Source organism: Streptomyces sp. SA15 (assembly GCF_002291145.1).
Lineage (GTDB): Bacteria > Actinomycetota > Actinomycetes > Streptomycetales > Streptomycetaceae > Streptomyces.
Window position 1 is genome coordinate 65,874 of the sequence record NZ_NTGE01000169.1, and the last position, 15,478, is coordinate 81,351.

At 70.5% G+C, this 15,478-nt stretch carries 14 protein-coding genes; 13 read left to right on the forward strand and 1 reads right to left on the reverse strand.

Features of this window, described 5'->3' with window-relative positions:
• Window positions 1–173 precede the first annotated feature (173 nt).
• The 7 genes from aroC (at window position 174) to nusB (ending at window position 6,403) form a co-directional block, all read left to right on the forward strand.
• Window positions 174–1,358 (forward strand): chorismate synthase, encoded by a 1,185-nt coding sequence (aroC, locus tag CLM62_RS37915; RefSeq protein ID WP_095754435.1) that lies wholly within the window; start codon window positions 174–176, stop codon window positions 1,356–1,358.
• Between the two features lie 32 nt (window positions 1,359–1,390).
• Window positions 1,391–1,873 carry a shikimate kinase gene (locus CLM62_RS37920; protein ID WP_095754461.1) on the forward strand — a complete coding sequence of 161 codons (483 nt, stop codon included), beginning with the start codon at window positions 1,391–1,393 and terminating at the stop codon, window positions 1,871–1,873.
• Window positions 1,870–2,961, forward strand: coding sequence for a 3-dehydroquinate synthase (aroB, locus tag CLM62_RS37925; RefSeq protein WP_095754436.1), 1,092 nt, complete (start codon window positions 1,870–1,872; stop codon window positions 2,959–2,961). The genes CLM62_RS37920 and aroB overlap by 4 nt, the downstream gene beginning before the upstream one ends.
• 210 nt (window positions 2,962–3,171) lie before the next feature.
• Window positions 3,172–4,044 (forward strand): Pro-rich N-terminal domain-containing protein, encoded by an 873-nt coding sequence (locus tag CLM62_RS37930; RefSeq protein ID WP_095754437.1) that lies wholly within the window; start codon window positions 3,172–3,174, stop codon window positions 4,042–4,044.
• Between the two features lie 193 nt (window positions 4,045–4,237).
• Complete coding sequence (locus CLM62_RS37935; RefSeq protein ID WP_095754438.1) at window positions 4,238–5,341, forward strand: aminopeptidase P family protein; 1,104 nt, start codon at window positions 4,238–4,240, stop codon at window positions 5,339–5,341.
• Window positions 5,342–5,399: 58 nt separating this feature from the next.
• Window positions 5,400–5,966 (forward strand): elongation factor P, encoded by a 567-nt coding sequence (efp, locus tag CLM62_RS37940; protein WP_095754439.1) that lies wholly within the window; start codon window positions 5,400–5,402, stop codon window positions 5,964–5,966.
• Window positions 5,967–5,968: 2 nt separating this feature from the next.
• Window positions 5,969–6,403, forward strand: coding sequence for a transcription antitermination factor NusB (nusB, locus tag CLM62_RS37945; RefSeq protein ID WP_095754440.1), 435 nt, complete (start codon window positions 5,969–5,971; stop codon window positions 6,401–6,403).
• A gap of 222 nt (window positions 6,404–6,625) precedes the next feature.
• Here nusB and bldD read toward each other — a convergent pair whose 3' ends face one another.
• Window positions 6,626–7,129 (reverse strand): transcriptional regulator BldD, encoded by a 504-nt coding sequence (gene bldD / locus CLM62_RS37950; protein WP_095754441.1) that lies wholly within the window; start codon window positions 7,127–7,129, stop codon window positions 6,626–6,628.
• Window positions 7,130–7,383: 254 nt separating this feature from the next.
• Here bldD and pyrR point away from each other — a divergent pair, with 254 nt between their 5' ends.
• The 6 genes from pyrR (at window position 7,384) to carB (ending at window position 15,478) form a co-directional block, all read left to right on the forward strand.
• Entirely contained in the window at window positions 7,384–7,989 is a 606-nt protein-coding gene (gene pyrR / locus CLM62_RS37955; protein ID WP_095754442.1) for a bifunctional pyr operon transcriptional regulator/uracil phosphoribosyltransferase PyrR, read from the forward strand.
• A 147-nt stretch (window positions 7,990–8,136) separates the two neighbouring features.
• Entirely contained in the window at window positions 8,137–9,114 is a 978-nt protein-coding gene (locus tag CLM62_RS37960) for an aspartate carbamoyltransferase catalytic subunit (RefSeq protein WP_095754443.1), read from the forward strand.
• Between the two features lie 5 nt (window positions 9,115–9,119).
• Window positions 9,120–10,433: a dihydroorotase gene (locus CLM62_RS37965; RefSeq protein ID WP_095754444.1), complete on the forward strand. Its 1,314-nt coding sequence runs from the start codon at window positions 9,120–9,122 to the stop codon at window positions 10,431–10,433.
• Complete coding sequence (locus CLM62_RS37970) at window positions 10,430–11,023, forward strand: hypothetical protein (RefSeq protein WP_095754445.1); 594 nt, start codon at window positions 10,430–10,432, stop codon at window positions 11,021–11,023. The genes CLM62_RS37965 and CLM62_RS37970 overlap by 4 nt, the downstream gene beginning before the upstream one ends.
• Window positions 11,020–12,177, forward strand: a complete 1,158-nt coding sequence (gene carA, locus CLM62_RS37975; RefSeq protein ID WP_095754446.1) for a glutamine-hydrolyzing carbamoyl-phosphate synthase small subunit — start codon at window positions 11,020–11,022, stop codon at window positions 12,175–12,177. Before CLM62_RS37970 ends, carA begins: the two co-directional genes overlap by 4 nt.
• The gene (gene carB / locus CLM62_RS37980) at window positions 12,170–15,478 is read left to right on the forward strand and encodes a carbamoyl-phosphate synthase large subunit (protein WP_095754447.1); all 3,309 of its coding nucleotides are present in this window, start codon (window positions 12,170–12,172) and stop codon (window positions 15,476–15,478) included. Before carA ends, carB begins: the two co-directional genes overlap by 8 nt.

A 15,478-nucleotide genomic window follows, 5' to 3' on the forward strand; every position in this document is an offset into this window, starting at 1 on the left:
CGGCGGAACTCGCCATTGCCGCGTCCGCCTGATGGACCCGCGGCCGGGTACGGCACCGGACGTGGGAGGATCGGAGGTGGCGGACCGGGGCCGCGCACTCGGTCGCGCCGTCGCCGTACGCGAGGACGCGCGTACGCAGGGCAGTACCGGGGCGCGAGCATGGAGGAGCACCGTTGAGCAGGTTGCGCTGGCTGACCGCGGGGGAGTCCCACGGTCCCGCACTCGTGGCGACGCTGGAGGGCCTTCCCGCCGGCGTGCCGATCACCACGGAGATGGTGGCGGACCACCTGGCCCGGCGCCGGCTCGGCTATGGACGCGGTGCGCGCATGAAGTTCGAGCGCGACGAGGTCACCTTCCTCGGGGGCGTGCGGCACGGCCTGACCCTCGGCTCGCCGGTCGCGGTGATGGTGGGCAACACCGAGTGGCCGAAGTGGGAGCAGGTCATGGCGGCCGACCCGGTCGACCCCGAGATCCTGGCGGGCCTGGCCCGCAATGCCCCGCTGACCCGTCCGCGTCCCGGGCACGCCGACCTGGCGGGCATGCAGAAGTACGGCTTCGACGAGGCCCGCCCGATCCTGGAGCGCGCCTCAGCGCGGGAGACGGCGGCCCGGGTGGCGCTGGGCGCGGTGGCCCGGTCGTACCTGAAGGAGACGGCGGGCATCGAGATCGTCTCGCACGTGGTGGAGCTGGCGGGTGCGAAGGCGCCCTACGGTGTCTACCCGACCCCGGCGGATGTGGAGCGGCTGGACGCGGACCCGGTGCGCTGCCTGGACGCGGACGCGTCGAAGGCGATGGTCGCGGAGATCGACCAGGCGCACAAGGACGGTGACACCCTCGGCGGTGTGGTGGAGGTGCTGTCGTACGGCGTGCCGGTGGGCCTGGGCTCGCATGTGCACTGGGACCGGCGGCTGGACGCCCGGCTGGCGGCCGCGCTGATGGGCATCCAGGCGATCAAGGGTGTCGAGGTCGGCGACGGCTTCGAGCTGGCGCGGGTGCCGGGCTCGAAGGCGCACGACGAGATCGTCAGCACGGATGAGGGCATCGGGCGGGCCACAGGCCGCTCCGGCGGCACCGAGGGCGGTCTGACCACCGGTGAGCTGCTGCGGGTGCGGGCGGCGATGAAGCCGATCGCGACCGTGCCGCGGGCCTTGAAGACCGTGGACGTGGTCACCGGTGAGGCCACGCAGGCCCACCACCAGCGGTCGGACGTGTGCGCGGTGCCGGCGGCCGGGATCGTGGCGGAGGCGATGGTGGCGCTGGTGCTGGCGGACGCGGTGGCGGAGAAGTTCGGCGGCGACTCGGTGCCCGAGACCCGCCGTAATGTGCGGTCGTACCTCGAGAACCTGGCGATCCGGTGAGTGCGGTGCCCGCGGTGGTGCTGGTGGGTCCGATGGGGGTGGGCAAGTCCACCGTCGGGCGGCTGCTCGCCGAGCGGCTCGGGGTCGGCTACCGGGACACCGACGAGGACATCGTCGCCGAGCAGGGCCGCAGCATCGCGGAGATCTTCGTCGATGAGGGCGAGCCGGCCTTCAGGGCGATCGAGAAGCGGGCGGTGCACACGGCGCTGGCCGAGCACGATGGCGTCCTCGCGCTGGGCGGCGGCGCCATCCTGGATGCGGACACGCGTGCGCTGCTGGCCGGGCAGCGGGTCGTCTACCTGTCGATGGAGGTCGACGAGGCGGTCAAACGCACCGGCCTGAACGTCGCCCGGCCGCTGCTTGCGGTCAACCCGCGCAAGCAGTGGCGCGAGCTGATGGAGGCCCGGCGGCACCTCTACGAGGAGGTCGCCACGGCTGTCGTGGCCACCGATGGCCGTACACCCGAAGAAGTGACCCAAGTCGCCCTGGACGCACTGGAGTTGAAAGAAGCATGAGCGAGGCAGTGACGCGGATCCAGGTCGGCGGAACCGCGGGCAGCGAGCCGTACGAGGTCCTGGTGGGCCGCCGGCTTCTGGGCGAGCTCGGTGGGCTGATCGGTGAGAAGGCCAAGCGGGTCGCCGTGATCCACCCCGAGGCGCTGGCGGAGACCGGCGACGCGCTCCGCGCCGACCTGGCCGAGCAGGGCTTCGAGGTCGTCGCCATCCAGGTGCCGAACGCGGAGGAGGCCAAGACCGCCGAGGTCGCCGCCTACTGCTGGAAGGCGCTCGGCCAGTCCGGGTTCACCCGCACCGACGTCATCGTCGGCGTCGGTGGCGGCGCGACCACCGACCTCGCCGGGTTCGTCGCCGCGACCTGGCTGCGCGGAGTGCGCTGGATCGCCGTCCCCACCACCGTGCTCGCCATGGTGGACGCGGCCGTCGGCGGCAAGACCGGCATCAACACCGCCGAGGGCAAGAACCTCGTCGGCGCCTTCCACCCGCCGGCCGGCGTGCTGTGCGACCTGGCCGCGCTGGACTCCCTCCCGGTCAACGACTACGTCTCCGGGCTCGCCGAGATCATCAAGGCCGGCTTCATCGCCGACCCCAGGATCCTGGAACTCATCGAGGCCGACCCCGAGGCCGCCCGCACGCCGGCCGGCCCGCACACCGCCGAGCTCATCGAGCGCTCCATCAAGGTCAAGGCCGAGGTCGTCTCGTCCGACCTGAAGGAGTCGGGCCTCAGGGAGATCCTCAACTACGGCCACACCCTCGCCCACGCCATTGAGAAGAACGAGCGCTACAAGTGGCGCCACGGCGCGGCGGTCTCCGTGGGCATGCACTTCGCCGCCGAACTCGGCCGCCTGGCAGGCCGGTTGGACGACGCCACCGCCGACCGCCACCGTACGGTCCTGGAGTCGGTGGGCCTGCCGCTGCACTACCGCTACGACCAGTGGCCCAAGCTGCTGGAGACCATGAAGGTCGACAAGAAGTCCCGCGGCGACCTGCTGCGCTTCATCGTCCTGGACGGCCTGGCCAAGCCCACCGTCCTGGAGGGACCCGACCCGGCCGTGCTCCTCGCCGCGTACGGCGAAGTGGGCGAGTAAGGCCTCAGACGCACTTTGCGCCCGATTCGCCTTGCGCTTGATTCGCCCTGCGCTTGATTCGCCTTGTGCCACAGGGCACTTCGGACCGCCCCCGGCCGTTGCACCAAACGACGACCAGGGGCGGTACCGTTCGGTAGCAAGCGGGTCCGCCCCGCTGTCAGCGCCCCGGAGGCGAACCGAGCCCAAAAGAACGAGACGGAGTGGCACCGGATGCAGCACGCAGTGGGTTCTCCGCTGCCGCCGCCCCATCAGCCGGGGCACGGACCGGCCACCGGCTGGTCGCCGGCCGCACACCACCCGGGTCCGCACCCCCCGGGCGCACACCAGGGTCCCGCTCCCGTGCCGCCCCCTCCGCCGTCGCCCGCCCCGGGCTTCACCGGAGCGCCCTCGGCCCCCATGCCGCCCACGCCGCAGCATGCCCCCATGCCGTCGGCGCCGGACACCACGGGCCATGTTCCGCTGCCGCCCGGCGGCCCCGTCGCCATGCCCAGCTCGCCGCCCGCCACGACCGCTCCCGACCCGGCGGCCACCACCCTCGCGGTCCTGCTCATCGGCCCCGCGGGCGCCGGCAAGACCAGCGTCGCCAAGTACTGGGCGGATCATCGCCGGGTCCCCACCGCGCACATCAGCCTGGACGACGTACGTGAATGGGTCCGCTCGGGCTTCGCCGACCCGCAGTCCGGATGGAACGACCATTCCGAGGCGCAGTACCGCCTCGCCCGCCGCACCTGCGGCTTCGCCGCACGCAACTTCCTGGCCAACGGCATCTCGTGCATCCTCGACGACGCCGTCTTCCCCGACCGCCCCGTCGTCGGCCTCGGCGGCTGGAAGCGCCACGTCGGCCCCGGCCTCCTGCCGGTCGTCCTCCTGCCCGGCCTGGAGATCGTCCTGGAGCGCAACGCCGAACGTACGGGCAATCGCCGCCTCACCGACGAGGAGGTCGCCCGCATCCACGGCCGCATGGCCGGCTGGTACGGCTCCGGCCTTCCGATCATCGACAACTCCCAGCTGGACGTACCGCAGACGGCCCAGGTCCTGGACGATGTACTGGCAAGGTCGATCGCAAGCCCGCCGAACTGGTAGACGCAGGCGGCTGAGCCAACCTGTAACGGGCGCGGGGCTGTATCAATGTGCGGCTCCGCCGCGTGGGCGCGACCAGCCCCCGCGGCCCGCAGTCGGCACACAACCCAAGGCCCCACCCCCGTCCCCCGAACGGCGCCCGCCCACTCGGCCCTCCCAACCGGCGCCAACCCCGCGGAGCTCATACGCTCGGCTCATGTCAGAGGTGTACGCAGCTCGCCGAACCCGCCTACGGGAACGCTGCAAAGCCAGCGGCAGCGCGGCCGCGCTCGTCTCCCGTCCCGCCAACGTCCGCTACCTCGCGGGCGCCGCCCCGCATGGCGCCGTCCTGCTGCTCGGCAGTACCGAGGACCTGCTGCTGTGCACCGGTCCGCCGGACGACCCCGCGGAGGGCCGACCCGACGAGGCACTGCGCGTGCAGAGCCTGCCCGGCCCCGGCGGTGACCCCGCCGTCGCCGCGGCCGACCTCGCGGCAGCGCAGGGCGGCGACTCCCTCGCGATCGAGGAGCACCACCTCACGGTCGCCCGGCACCGGGCCATCCGGTCCGTCGTGCCCCGACTGCGCCTGGCCGACCTGGGCGGCGCGGTCGAGCAGCTGAGGGTGGTGAAGGACGAGGAGGAGATCTCCTGCCTCAGGATCGGCGCCGAGATCGCCGACCAGGCGCTGGGCGAACTGCTCGAATCCATCCTCGTCGGCCGCACCGAACGCCACCTCGCCCTCGAACTGGAGCGCCGCCTCGTCGACCACGGCGCCGACGGCCCCGCCTTCGCGACCTCCGTCGCCACCGGCCCGAACGCGGGCCGACGCGGGCACCGGCCCACCGACCGCCGGGTCGAGGAGGGCGATTTCCTCTCCGTCTGCCTCGGCGCGACCTACCGCGGCTACCGGTGCGAGATCGGCCGTACCTTCGTCATCGGTACGTCCCCCGCGGACTGGCAGATCGAGCTGTACGACCTCGTCTTCGCCGCTCAGCGCGCCGGCCGGGAGAGCCTGGCACCCGGCGCCGCCTACCGCGACGTGGACCGTGCCGCACGCCAGGTGCTGGACTCCGCGGGGTACGCGGAACGGCTTCCGGCCCTGACGGGGCACGGGGTGGGACTCGAAATCGACGAGGACCCGCAGTTGGCTCCCGCGGCCATGGGTAAACTGGACGCTTGCGTGCCGGTCACCGTCGAACCGGGGGTCCACCTCCCGGGCCGGGGCGGCGTCCGGATCGATGACACGCTCGTCGTCCGCCCCGAGGCGGACGGCGGACCCGAGCTACTCACCATCACGACCAAGGAGCTGCTCGCGCTCTAGCTTCGAGCTGTGCGCCTGCCCCGGGGTCGTCCACGTCAGTCCAGGAGATTCCGCAACCGTGGCTTCCACGAACGACCTCAAGAACGGCATGGTGCTCAAGCTCGACGGCGGCCAGCTCTGGTCCGTTGTCGAGTTCCAGCACGTCAAGCCCGGCAAGGGCCCGGCATTCGTGCGCACCAAGCTCAAGAACGTGCTCTCCGGCAAGGTCGTCGACAAGACCTTCAACGCCGGCGTCAAGGTCGAAACGGCCACCGTCGACAAGCGCGACATGCAGTTCTCCTACATGGACGGCGAGTACTTCGTCTTCATGGACATGGAGACTTACGACCAGCTCATGGTCGACCGGAAGGCCGTCGGCGACGCCGCCAACTTCCTCGTCGAGGGCTTCACGGCCACGGTCGCGCAGCACGAGGGCGAGGTGCTCTTCGTCGAGCTGCCGGCCGCCGTCGAGCTGACCGTCCAGGAGACCGAGCCGGGCGTCCAGGGCGACCGCTCCACCGGCGGCACCAAGCCCGCCACCCTGGAGACCGGCCACCAGATCCAGGTCCCGCTCTTCATCACCACCGGCGAGAAGATCAAGGTCGACACCCGTACGAGCGACTACCTCGGCCGGGTGAACAGCTAACCGTGGCTGCCCGCAACACGGCCCGCAAGCGCGCCTTCCAGATCCTCTTCGAGGGCGACCAGCGCGGCGCCGACGTCCTGACAGTCCTTGCGGACTGGATCCGGCTCTCCCGGACCGACACCCGGCAGCCGCCGGTGAGCGAGTACACGATGCAGCTGGTCGAGGGCTACGCCGCGTACGCGAAGCGCATCGACGAGCTGCTCGCGCAGTACTCGGTCGGCTGGACGCTCGACCGGATGCCGGTCGTCGACCGCAACATCCTGCGCCTCGGCGCCTACGAGCTGATCTGGGCGGACGAGACGCCGGACGCCGTCGTGCTCGACGAGATGGTGCAGCTGGCGAAGGAGTTCTCCACGGACGAGTCGCCCTCGTTCGTCAACGGTCTGCTCGGCCGGCTCAAAGACCTGAAGCCCTCACTGCGCCGGGACGAGGCGTAGAGAGGCGCAAGAGGCGAGAACGCCTAAGGGCCCGCAGCGAGACCGCCGCGGGCCCGAGAACGCCTAAGGGCCCGCAGCGAGACCGCCGCGGGCCCTTAGGCGTTCCCGTACCTCCTGGGCCCCTGAAGGCCGCAGAAAGCCGCCGGGGTGGCCGGAACCGTGAAGTTCCGGCCACCCCGGCGGCACGTTTCTGCTGAGGTGAGGACGGGTGAGGAGAGGGGCTCAGCCCTCTTCGTGGGACGCCACCGCACGGCGCGCGTCCGCGTCCAGCACGCCCCAGCTGATCAGCTGCTCGGTGAGGACCGACGGCGACTGGTCGTAGATGACGGCGAGTGTGCGCAGGTCGTCCTGGCGGATCGAGAGCACCTTGCCGTTGTAGTCACCGCGCTGGGACTGGATCGTGGCCGCATACCGCTGGAGGGGACCCGCCTTCTCGGCCGGGACGTGGGCCAGCCGCTCCAGGTCCAGGACCAGCTTCGGCGGCGGCTCGGCGGCGCCGCCCGGCGTGGTGCCCGGCAGCAGCTCCTGCACCGGAACGCCGTAGAAATCCGCCAGCTCGGCGAGGCGCTGCACGGTCACGGCACGGTCACCGCGCTCGTACGAACCGACCACGACGGCCTTCCAGCGCCCCTGGGACTTTTCCTCGACACCGTGGAGGGAAAGGCCCTGCTGGGTGCGGATGGCCCGGAGCTTGGCCCCGAGCTGTTTGGCGTATTCGCTGGACATATGGCTCCCCGGACACTGTGTCGACGCGACTGGCGTTGTTTCCATGCCGCGCGGCTGGTAACTCACTGTGAGGTTACGCAGCGTTACTCTGCCGCGTCAAGCCGAATGGTCCGCACCGACTCCTCCGTGGTATCGGGCACCGATTGGGCCGAGGGGGTGATCTGGAGCGTCGTGCGGGTCTGCTACCGTGGCTGGCGCAAATCCGACGTCCTTTAAGGTCCGTCCCGTGAGGCGGAGAAGGAGGTCCGTTTCGTATGGACAAGCAGGACAAGCAGCAGGACAAGCGGCAGGACGCACGAGCGGCCGACGCGCGGCCCGTGCTCGAAGGCCCCGACATCGCACGGGTCCTGACCCGCATCGCCCACGAGATCGTCGAACGCGCCAAGGGCGCCGACGACGTGGTGCTCCTCGGCATCCCGACCCGCGGCGTCTTCCTCGCCCAGCGGCTCGCCGCCAAACTGGAGCAGATCACCGAACGCACGATTCCGGTCGGCTCGCTCGACATCACCATGTACCGCGACGACCTGCGCATGCAGCCGCCGCGTGCGCTGGCCCGCACGGACATCCCCGGTGACGGCATCGACGGCCGCCTCGTCGTCCTCGTCGACGACGTCCTCTTCTCCGGCCGCACCATCCGTGCCGCCCTCGACGCCCTGAACGACATCGGGCGTCCCCGCGCGGTCCAGCTCGCGGTCCTCGTCGACCGCGGCCACCGCGAACTGCCCATCCGCGCCGACTACGTCGGCAAGAACCTCCCCACGTCGCTGCGGGAGACGGTCAAGGTCCAGCTCGCCGAGGAGGACGGTCGCGACACCGTGCTGCTCGGCGCGAAGCAGACCGCGCCGGGCGCGCAGCACTAGCACGCGGGCGTACGTCACTGTCGTACGGCCTGCTCATGCGCCCCCGCCTGCCCGGCTGTGCCTTCTGGGGCTGTGACACAAGCGGCTGCCGCCGCGGGCCCCAGACCCCCGGACCCCCAACCTGAACTGCCTTACGGAGCCTGACAGATGCAGCGTCATCTCATCTCGGCCGCCGACCTCACCCGCGACGACGCCGTCCTGATCCTCGACACCGCCGAGGAGATGGCCCGGGTCGCCGACCGGCCGATCAAGAAGTTGCCGACCCTGCGCGGTCGCACCGTCGTGAACCTCTTCTTCGAGGACTCGACCCGGACCCGGATCTCCTTCGAGGCCGCCGAGAAGCGGCTGTCCGCGGACGTCATCAACTTCTCCGCCAAGGGATCCAGCGTGTCCAAGGGCGAGTCCCTGAAGGACACCGCCCAGACCCTGGAGGCCATGGGTGTCGACGCCGTCGTCATCCGGCACGGCGCCTCCGGAGCCCCGTACCGCCTGGCCAACTCGGGCTGGATCGATGCGGCCGTCATCAACGCCGGCGACGGCACCCACCAGCACCCGACGCAGGCCCTACTGGACGCCTTCACCATGCGCCGCCGCCTGGTCGGCCGGGACGCCGGGATCGGGCAGGACCTGGCCGGCAAGCGCATCACGATCGTCGGCGACATCCTGCACGGCCGGGTCGCCCGCTCCAACGTCGACCTGCTGCACACCCTCGGCGCCGAGGTCACCCTCGTCGCGCCGCCCACGCTGCTGCCGATCGGCGTCGAGACCTGGCCCTGCGAGATCTCGTACGACCTCGACAGCACACTGCCCAAGTCCGACGCGGTGATGATGCTGCGCGTCCAGCGGGAGCGGATGAACGCCGCCTTCTTCCCGACCGAGCGCGAGTACGCGCGGCGCTACGGCCTCGACGGCGACCGCATGGCCCGGATGCCCGAGCACGCCATCGTGATGCACCCGGGCCCGATGGTCCGGGGCATGGAGATCACCGCCGAGGTCGCCGACTCCGAGCGCTGCACCGCGATCGAGCAGGTCGCCAACGGCGTCTCCACCCGGATGGCCGTGCTCTACCTGCTTCTGGGCGGCAACGAACCCGCCGTCACCCACACCCGTACCGAGGAGAAGTAAGACAGATGAGCAAGATCCTGATCCGTGGTGCGAAGGTGCTCGGCGGCGAGCCGCAGGACGTGCTGATCGACGGGGAGGTCATCGATGCCGTCGGTACGGGGCTTTCGGATGACGGCGCCGGTCGTGCCGGAGGCGCGCAGGATGTGATCTGTGTCGAGGCCGACGGCAAGGTACTCCTGCCGGGGCTCGTCGACCTGCACACCCATCTGCGCGAGCCCGGCCGCGAGGACTCCGAGACCGTCCTGACCGGTACCCGGGCGGCCGCGAGCGGCGGCTACACCGCCGTGTTCGCCATGGCCAACACCTTCCCCGTCGCCGACACCGCCGGTGTGGTCGAGCAGGTCTACCGGCTCGGTCAGGAGCACGGCTACTGCGATGTGCAGCCCATCGGCGCCGTCACCGTCGGCCTGGAGGGCAAGAAGCTGGCCGAGCTGGGCGCCATGCACGAGTCGGCCGCCGGGGTCACCGTCTTCTCCGACGACGGCAAGTGCGTCGACGACGCGGTGATCATGCGCCGGGCTCTGGAGTACGTGAAGGCCTTCGGCGGGGTCGTCGCCCAGCACGCGCAGGAGCCGCGGCTGACCGAGGGCGCCCAGATGAACGAGGGCGTGGTCTCCGCCGAACTGGGTCTCGGCGGCTGGCCCGCCGTGGCCGAAGAATCGATCATCGCCCGGGATGTCCTGCTCGCCGAGCACGTGGGTTCCCGGGTGCACATCTGCCACCTGTCGACCGCCGGGTCCGTCGAGATCGTGCGCTGGGCGAAGTCCCGCGGCATCGACGTCACCGCTGAGGTCACCCCGCACCACCTCCTCCTCACCGACGAGCTGGTGCGGACGTACAACCCGGTCTTCAAGGTGAACCCGCCGCTGCGCACCGAGCGTGACGTGCTCGCGCTGCGCGAGGCGCTCGCCGACGGCACGATCGACATCGTCGCCACCGACCACGCCCCCCACCCGCACGAGGACAAGGACTGCGAGTGGGCCGCCGCCGCCATGGGCATGGTCGGCCTGGAGACCGCCCTGTCGGTGGTGCAGGAGACGATGGTGGACACCGGGCTGCTCGACTGGGCCGGCGTGGCCGACCGGATGTCCTTCACGCCCGCGCGGATCGGACGGGCGAAGGGCCACGGCCGCCCCGTCTCGGCTGGTGAGCCCGCCAACATCATGCTCGTCGACACGGCATACCGTGGTGCAGTGGACCCCGCGGTCTTCGCCTCGCGCAGCCGCAACACCCCGTACCTGGGTCGCGAGCTGCCGGGCCGTGTCACGCACACGTGGCTCCGGGGCAAGGCCACGCTCGTCGACGGGAAGCTCACGTGACACCTGCAACTCTGCTCGCCGCCGGACTCGCGACCGGACTCGCGGCCGAAGAGAAGTCGGCCGAAGTGACCGACTGGGCCGCCCGCATCGGCTGGCTCGTCGGACTCGCGCTCTTCGTCGCGCTCGTCTACTGGCTGATGCGCGAGGGCTGGAAATGGCGCGGCACGCTCCAGGGCGACCTCCCGGAGCTGCCCACCGCGCCGGAAGCGCCGGGTGAAGCGAAACTGACGATGAGCGGCCGCTACCACGGCTCCACCACCGCCGGGCAGTGGCTGGACCGCATCGTGGCGCACGGCCTGGGCACCCGCAGCCGGGTCGAGCTCACGCTGACGGACGCGGGACTGGACGTCGTACGCCCCGGCGCCACCGACTTCTTCGTCCCCACCGCCGCGCTGCGCGAGGCCCGGCTCGACAAGGGCATCGCCGGCAAGGTCCTGACCGAGGGCGGGCTGCTCGTGGTGACCTGGGCGCACGGCGAGCGGCTGATCGACTCCGGGTTCCGCTCCGACCACGCGGCCGAGCACAACGAGTGGGTCGACGTCATTAACTCCATGATCAAAACAACCACCACGGAAGGCGCCGAACGATGACGACCTCCACAAGGGGAGCCACCAAGACTCCCGCCGTACTCGTCCTGGAGGACGGCCGGATCTTCCGCGGCCGTGCCTACGGGGCCGTGGGGGTGACCTTCGGCGAGGCCGTGTTCTCCACCGGCATGACCGGCTACCAGGAGACCCTCACCGACCCGTCGTACCACCGCCAGGTCGTCGTGATGACCGCCCCGCACATCGGCAACACCGGCGTCAACGACGAGGACCCCGAGTCGAAGCGGATCTGGGTCTCGGGCTATGTCGTACGGGACCCCGCGCGCGTGCCCTCCAACTGGCGCTCCCGGCGCTCGCTGGACGAGGAGCTGGCCCAGCAGGGCGTCGTCGGCATCTCCGGCATCGACACCCGCGCCCTGACCCGGCATCTGCGCGAACGCGGCGCCATGCGCGTCGGCATCTTCTCCGGCGCCGCGCTGCCCGACGAGGGCACCATGCTCACCGAGGTGCGCCAGGCCCCCGAGATGAAGGGAGCGAACCTCTCCGCGGAGGTCGCCACCAAGGAGCCGTACGTCGTCCCAGCGATCGGTGAGAAGAAGTTCACCGTCGCCGCCGTCGACCTCGGCATCAAGGGCATGACCCCGCACCGGATGGCCGAGCGCGGCATCGAGGTGCACGTGCTGCCGGCGACGGCGAGCGTCGAGGACGTCTACGCCGTCCAGCCCGACGGCGTGTTCTTCTCCAACGGGCCGGGCGACCCGGCCACCGCCGACCACCCGGTCTCCGTCATGCAGGCCGTCCTGGAGCGCGGCACCCCGCTGTTCGGCATCTGCTTCGGCAACCAGATCCTGGGACGGGCGCTGGGCTTCGGCACGTACAAGCTGAAGTACGGCCACCGCGGCATCAACCAGCCGGTGCAGGACCGTACGACCGGCAAGGTCGAGGTCACCGCGCACAACCACGGCTTCGCCGTCGACGCCCCGCTCGACAAGGTCTCCGAGACTCCCTACGGCCGCGCCGAGGTCTCCCACGTCTGCCTCAACGACAACGTGGTGGAGGGGCTGCAGCTCCTGGACCGCCCGGCCTTCAGCGTCCAGTACCACCCCGAAGCGGCAGCCGGCCCGCACGACGCCGCCTACCTGTTCGACCGCTTCACGTCTTTGATGAGCACAGTCCTGATGGAGGGCCAGCGTGCCTAAGCGCACCGATATCCAGTCCGTCCTGGTCATCGGCTCCGGCCCGATCGTCATCGGCCAGGCCGCCGAGTTCGACTACTCCGGCACGCAGGCGTGCCGGGTCCTGAAGTCCGAGGGCCTGCGGGTCATCCTCGTCAACTCCAACCCGGCGACGATCATGACCGATCCGGAGATCGCGGACGCCACGTACGTCGAGCCGATCACCCCGGAGTTCGTCGAGAAGATCATCGCCAAGGAGCGGCCGGACGCGCTGCTGCCCACTCTGGGCGGACAGACGGCCCTCAACACGGCGATCTCGCTGCATGAGAACGGCGTCCTGGACAAGTACGGCGTCGAGCTCATCGGTGCCAACGTCGAGGCGATCCACAAGGGTGAGGACCGCGATCAGTTCAAGGAGGTCGTGGAGGCGGTCCGGGAGAAGATCGGGCACGGTGAGTCCGCCCGCTCGTTCATCTGTCACTCGATGGAGGACGTGCTCGCCGGCGTCGAGGAGCTCGGCGGCTACCCGGTCGTCGTCCGGCCCTCCTTCACCATGGGCGGCGCCGGTTCCGGCTTCGCCCACGACGAGGAGGAACTGCGCCGCATCGCCGGGCAGGGCCTGACCCTCTCGCCGACCACCGAGGTGCTTCTGGAGGAGTCCATCCTCGGCTGGAAGGAGTACGAGCTGGAGCTCATGCGCGACAAGCACGACAACGTCGTGGTCGTCTGCTCCATCGAGAACTTCGACCCGATGGGCGTGCACACCGGCGACTCGATCACCGTCGCGCCCGCGATGACTCTGACCGACCGCGAGTACCAGATCCTGCGCGACATCGGCATCGCCGTGATCCGCGAGGTCGGCGTCGACACCGGCGGCTGCAACATCCAGTTCGCGGTCGACCCGGTCGACGGCCGTGTGATCGTCATCGAGATGAACCCGCGCGTGTCGCGCTCCTCGGCCCTCGCCTCCAAGGCGACCGGTTTCCCGATCGCCAAGATCGCCGCGAAGCTGGCCGTCGGCTACACGCTGGACGAGATCCCGAACGACATCACCGAGCAGACGCCCGCCTCCTTCGAGCCGACCCTCGACTACGTGGTCGTCAAGGCACCGCGGTTCGCCTTCGAGAAGTTCCCCTCCGCCGACTCCACGCTGACCACGACCATGAAGTCGGTCGGCGAGGCCATGGCGATCGGCCGTAACTTCACCGAGGCGTTCCAGAAGGCGCTGCGCTCGCTGGAGAAGAAGGGCAGCCAGTTCACGTTCGTCGGCGAGCCCGGCGACAAGGGCGAACTGCTGCGGGAGGCGGTCCGTCCGACCGACGGCCGGATCAACACCGTCATGCAGGCCATCCGCGCCGGCGCCACGCCTGAAGAGGTCTTCGAGTACACGAAGATCGACCCGTGGTTCGTCGACCAGCTCTTCCTGATCAAGGAGATCGCGGACGAACTGGCGGCCGCCGACAAGCTGGACCCGTCGCTGCTGGCTCAGGCCAAGCGGCACGGCTTCTCGGACATCCAGATCGGCGAGATCCGCGGCCTGCGCGAGGACGTCGTGCGCGAGGTCCGGCACGCGCTGGGCGTTCGCCCCGTGTACAAGACCGTCGACACCTGCGCCGCCGAGTTCGCCGCGAAGACGCCGTACTTCTACTCCTCCTACGACGAGGAGAGCGAGGTCGCCGAGCGGACCAAGCCGGCGGTGATCATCCTGGGCTCCGGGCCCAACCGCATCGGCCAGGGCATCGAGTTCGACTACTCCTGCGTCCACGCCTCCTTCGCGCTGAGCGACGCCGGCTACGAGACCGTGATGGTCAACTGCAACCCGGAGACCGTCTCCACCGACTACGACACCTCCGACCGCCTGTACTTCGAGCCGCTGACGCTCGAAGACGTGCTGGAGATCGTTCACGCGGAGTCGCTCGCCGGCCCCATCGCGGGCGTGATCGTGCAGCTCGGCGGCCAGACCCCGCTGGGCCTCGCGCAGGCGCTCAAGGACAACGGCGTGCCGGTCGTCGGTACGCCCCCGGAGGCGATCCACGCCGCCGAGGACCGTGGCGCCTTCGGGCGGGTCCTGGCCGAGGCGGGCCTCCCGGCGCCCAAGCACGGCACCGCCACGACCTTCGCCGAGGCCAAGGCCATCGCCGACGAGATCGGCTACCCGGTCCTGGTGCGGCCGTCGTACGTCCTCGGCGGCCGCGGCATGGAGATCGTGTACGACGAGACCCGGCTGGAGTCGTACATCGCCGAGTCCACCGAGATCAGCCCCTCCCGGCCGGTCCTGGTCGACCGCTTCCTCGACGACGCGATAGAGATCGATGTCGACGCGCTCTACGACGGCGCGGAGCTCTACCTCGGCGGTGTCATGGAGCACATCGAGGAGGCCGGCATCCACTCCGGCGACTCGGCGTGCGCGCTGCCCCCGATCACGCTGGGCGGCTTCGACATCAAGCGGCTGCGTGCCTCGACGGAGGCCATCGCCCGCGGAGTCGGGGTGCGCGGCCTGATCAACATCCAGTTCGCGATGGCGGGCGACATCCTCTACGTCCTGGAGGCCAACCCGCGGGCCTCACGCACCGTCCCCTTCACCTCGAAGGCGACCGCGGTGCCGCTGGCGAAGGCCGCCGCCCGGATCTCCCTGGGCGCGACCATCGCCGAACTGCGGGCCGAGGGGCTGCTCCCGGCGACCGGCGACGGCGGCGAACTCCCGCTGGACGCGCCGATCTCCGTCAAGGAGGCCGTCATGCCGTGGTCCCGCTTCCGCGACATCCACGGCCGCGGTGTCGACACCGTTCTCGGCCCGGAGATGCGCTCCACCGGCGAAGTCATGGGCATCGACCTGGTCTTCGGCACGGCGTACGCCAAGTCGCAGGCGGGGGCGTACGGTCCGCTGCCGACCAAGGGCCGCGCCTTCATCTCGGTGGCCAACCGCGACAAGCGCTCGATGATCTTCCCGGCTCGTGAACTCGTGGCGCACGGCTTCGAGTTGCTCGCCACCTCCGGAACGGCCGAGGTGCTCAAGCGCAACGGCATCAATGCCACGGTCGTGCGCAAGCAGTCCGAGGGCCCCGGCCCGAACGGCGAGAAGACCATCGTCCAGCACATCCACGACGGCGAGGTCGACCTCATCGTCAACACCCCGTACGGCACCGGCGGCCGCCTCGACGGCTACGACATCCGTACGGCGGCCGTGGCGCGGTCGGTACCGTGCCTGACGACGGTTCAGGCGCTCGCGGCGGCCGTCCAGGGCATCGACGCCCTCAACCACGGTGACGTGGGCGTCCGTTCGCTCCAGGAACACGCGGAACACCTGACCGCGGCCCGCGACTAG

Coding starts and splice junctions, on each gene's coding strand:
- CLM62_RS37930 (WP_095754437.1), top strand. CDS start 3,172: ATGCAGCACGCAGTGGGTTCTCCGCTGCCGCCGCCCCATCAGCCGGGG.
- CLM62_RS37960 (WP_095754443.1), top strand. CDS start 8,137: ATGCAGCGTCATCTCATCTCGGCCGCCGACCTCACCCGCGACGACGCC.
- bldD (WP_095754441.1), bottom strand. CDS start 7,129: ATGTCCAGCGAATACGCCAAACAGCTCGGGGCCAAGCTCCGGGCCATC.
- CLM62_RS37965 (WP_095754444.1), top strand. CDS start 9,120: ATGAGCAAGATCCTGATCCGTGGTGCGAAGGTGCTCGGCGGCGAGCCG.
- CLM62_RS37920 (WP_095754461.1), top strand. CDS start 1,391: ATGGGGGTGGGCAAGTCCACCGTCGGGCGGCTGCTCGCCGAGCGGCTC.
- aroB (WP_095754436.1), top strand. CDS start 1,870: ATGAGCGAGGCAGTGACGCGGATCCAGGTCGGCGGAACCGCGGGCAGC.
- carA (WP_095754446.1), top strand. CDS start 11,020: ATGACGACCTCCACAAGGGGAGCCACCAAGACTCCCGCCGTACTCGTC.
- CLM62_RS37935 (WP_095754438.1), top strand. CDS start 4,238: ATGTCAGAGGTGTACGCAGCTCGCCGAACCCGCCTACGGGAACGCTGC.
- pyrR (WP_095754442.1), top strand. CDS start 7,384: ATGGACAAGCAGGACAAGCAGCAGGACAAGCGGCAGGACGCACGAGCG.